Genomic DNA, 3,022 nt, shown 5'->3' on the forward strand with positions numbered 1-3,022 from the left:
TACGCAGATCTACACCTAACTTAACAGCGATATCAACAGACTCGTCGAATTTCGCTGAAGCAACTTGCTTAATTAAAGCAGATGCATCCTTAAGATTGTAAAGTCTGTTCTTTTCAATCTTTGCAGCAGCTTCTTTTTGTTTCTTCGTTAATTTTGCCATTGCTTCTGTTATTTAAGAGGTGATTCCCCAGTTACAGTTATTCCCATTGATCTGGCAGTACCAGCGATCATGCTCATTGCAGATTCAATTGTGAACGCGTTTAAGTCGACCATTTTGTCGTCTGCAATTGTTCTGATTACGTCCCAGCTTACGCTAGCAACTTTCTTACGATTTGGTTCACCAGATCCGGATTTAAGCTTAGCAGCCTCCATTAATTGAATGGCAGCAGGTGGTGTTTTAACGACAAAGTCGAATGACTTGTCTTTGTACACAGTAATTTGCACTGGGCAAATTTTGCCGGCTTTATCCTGAGTTCTCGCATTAAATTGCTTACAGAACTCCATGATATTAACTCCAGCAGCACCTAAAGCAGGTCCGACCGGTGGCGACGGGTTCGCAGCACCTCCCTTAACTTGTAGTTTAACTACTTTACTAATCTCTTTAGCCATTGTTTAAAAATTATGTCCGACACCTAATTGGAAGCTATATGCCGAACGGATTTATTGTTTGTAACAAAAAATTATACTTTTTCAACTTGCATGAAGCTCAACTCTAGTGGTGTTTTTCTTCCGAAAATCTTCACCATTACTTCGAGTTTACGCTTCTCTTCGTTTATTTTTTCAACGGTTCCATTGAAACCATTAAAAGGACCATCGATAACCTTAATCGTTTCGCCAACAGTAAAAGGAATTGCGTGTGAGCTATCTGCCTTTACAGATAATTCATCTACTTTACCAAGCATACGATTTACTTCGCTTAAACGAAGCGGCACAGGATCGCCGTTTTTAACCTCACCTAAAAACCCAATCACTCCAGTAATACTTTTGATGATGTGCGGGATTTCGCCTGCTAGGTTAGCTTCGATCATCACGTAACCTGGAAAGTATACACGTTCTTTGGTGATTTTCTTTCCTTCGCGCACTTGCACTACTTTTTCGGTAGGAACAAGTACTTGAGAGATATAGTCGGCCATACCCAAACGGTTAATTTCCGTTTCGATATAGTTTTTGACTTTATTCTCTTGTCCGCTGATAGCTCGAACAACGTACCATTTCTTCACATTGGTCTCTGTCATGGTTGTTCTGTTATTTTAACACCGTAAAAATTGCTGCTAGACCTTCTTCAAAAAGCTTGTCTACACCAGCGGTCGCTAAAGCAAACACTACAGAAAAAACAGCAACAACTACTGTATATTTTTGCACGTCAGCCCACTCTGGCCAGGTAACATTTGTTCTGAGCTCTTCGAAAGCTTCTGATATATAGTTGGTTACTTTTGACATATTCTTGATGTATTATTGCACGGGCGGAGGGATTCGAACCCCCATCAACGGTTTTGGAGACCGCTATTCTACCCTTGAACTACGCCCGTATTAAAAACCAGCAGCATCGCAAGACACTGCTGGTTCTGTTTATTTATTTACAGTAATTACTCGATGATTTCAGTAACCTGACCTGCACCTACTGTACGACCACCTTCGCGGATAGCGAAACGTAGACCTACGTTCATTGCGATTGGGCTCAACAAAGCAACCTCAATTGTCAAGTTATCACCTGGCATTACCATCTCTACTCCAGCAGGAAGTGAAATAACTCCAGTTACGTCAGTTGTACGTACGTAGAACTGTGGACGGTAGTTATTGTGGAATGGTGTGTGACGACCACCTTCTTCTTTTTTCAAGATATACACCTCAGCTTTGAATTTTGAGTGAGGTTTTACTGATCCTGGCTTGATGATAACCATACCACGACGGATATCTTTCTTATCAATACCTCTCAACAAAAGACCTACGTTGTCACCAGCTTCACCTCTGTCAAGGATTTTGCGGAACATCTCAACTCCAGTGATTGTTGAAGTAAGTTTATCTGCACCCATACCGATGATTTCTACTGCATCACCTGTGTTAGCAACACCTGTTTCGATACGACCTGTAGCAACAGTACCACGACCAGTAATCGTAAATACGTCTTCTACTGGCATCAAGAAAGGCTTAGCGTTGTCACGTACTGGCTCTTCGATCCAGTTGTCAACAGCTTCCATCAATTCGAGGATTTTAGGAACCCAGTTTGCATCTCCGTTCAATCCACCAAGAGCAGAGCCTTGGATAACTGGTCCGTTATCTCCATCATACTCGTAGAAAGACAACAAGTCACGGATTTCCATTTCAACAAGCTCTAAAAGCTCAGCATCGTCAACCATATCCACTTTGTTCATGAATACAACGATACGTGGAATACCTACCTGACGTCCAAGAAGGATGTGCTCACGTGTTTGTGGCATTGGTCCGTCTGTTGCAGCTACTACAAGGATAGCTCCGTCCATCTGAGCAGCACCAGTAACCATATTCTTTACGTAATCCGCGTGACCCGGACAGTCAACGTGTGCGTAGTGACGGTTAGCAGTTTCGTACTCTACGTGAGACGTGTTGATAGTAATACCTCTTTCTTTCTCTTCAGGAGCGTTATCGATCTGGTCGAAAGATTTCGCAGCTGTTTTAGAGAAACCTGCCTCAGCTAATACTTTAGTGATTGCAGCTGTCAAAGTAGTTTTACCGTGGTCAACGTGACCAATAGTACCGATGTTTAAGTGCGGTTTGGAGCGATTAAAATTCTCTTTTGCCATTTTACTTAGTTTTAATCTTAGTTTAAATTAGTGTTCAAAAATCAATTGAGCCAATGACGGGATTTGAACCCGTGACCTCTTCCTTACCAAGGAAGCACTCTACCCCTGAGCTACACCGGCAAGGTAAATTTAGTTATTTATGTTATTGACGATTTAGGTAGTAAACCGCCGCAGCTTTTAACTGCTCGATTGCATTCTTTCGTTTGCAATCCTGTACCGGCGAACCGGTGCTCAAACTTTTG

General features: G+C 42.1%; 4 protein-coding genes, 2 tRNA genes and 1 pseudogene. All 7 read right to left on the minus strand.

Annotated features, from left to right (window positions below):
- Positions 1-160, minus strand: a pseudogene (locus CHX27_RS00545) (50S ribosomal protein L1); the annotation flags it as partial.
- An 8-nt stretch (positions 161-168) separates the two neighbouring features.
- Positions 169-609, minus strand: a complete 441-nt coding sequence (rplK, locus tag CHX27_RS00550; protein WP_094484842.1) for a 50S ribosomal protein L11 — start codon at positions 607-609, stop codon at positions 169-171.
- A 71-nt stretch (positions 610-680) separates the two neighbouring features.
- Positions 681-1,235, minus strand: coding sequence for a transcription termination/antitermination protein NusG (gene nusG / locus CHX27_RS00555; protein ID WP_094484843.1), 555 nt, complete (start codon positions 1,233-1,235; stop codon positions 681-683).
- Positions 1,236-1,245: 10 nt separating this feature from the next.
- Entirely contained in the window at positions 1,246-1,440 is a 195-nt protein-coding gene (gene secE / locus CHX27_RS00560; RefSeq protein WP_094484844.1) for a preprotein translocase subunit SecE, read from the minus strand.
- Positions 1,441-1,458: 18 nt separating this feature from the next.
- Positions 1,459-1,529, minus strand: a tRNA-Trp gene (locus CHX27_RS00565).
- A gap of 57 nt (positions 1,530-1,586) precedes the next feature.
- Positions 1,587-2,780: an elongation factor Tu gene (tuf, locus tag CHX27_RS00570; protein ID WP_094484845.1), complete on the minus strand. Its 1,194-nt coding sequence runs from the start codon at positions 2,778-2,780 to the stop codon at positions 1,587-1,589.
- Positions 2,781-2,828: 48 nt separating this feature from the next.
- Positions 2,829-2,900: transfer RNA gene (locus CHX27_RS00575), tRNA-Thr, on the minus strand.
- Between the last annotated feature and the right edge of the window lie 122 nt (positions 2,901-3,022).

It is taken from the genome of Flavobacterium aurantiibacter, from assembly GCF_002251775.1.
In the GTDB taxonomy this organism is placed as follows: Bacteria; Bacteroidota; Bacteroidia; order Flavobacteriales; family Flavobacteriaceae; genus Flavobacterium; species Flavobacterium aurantiibacter.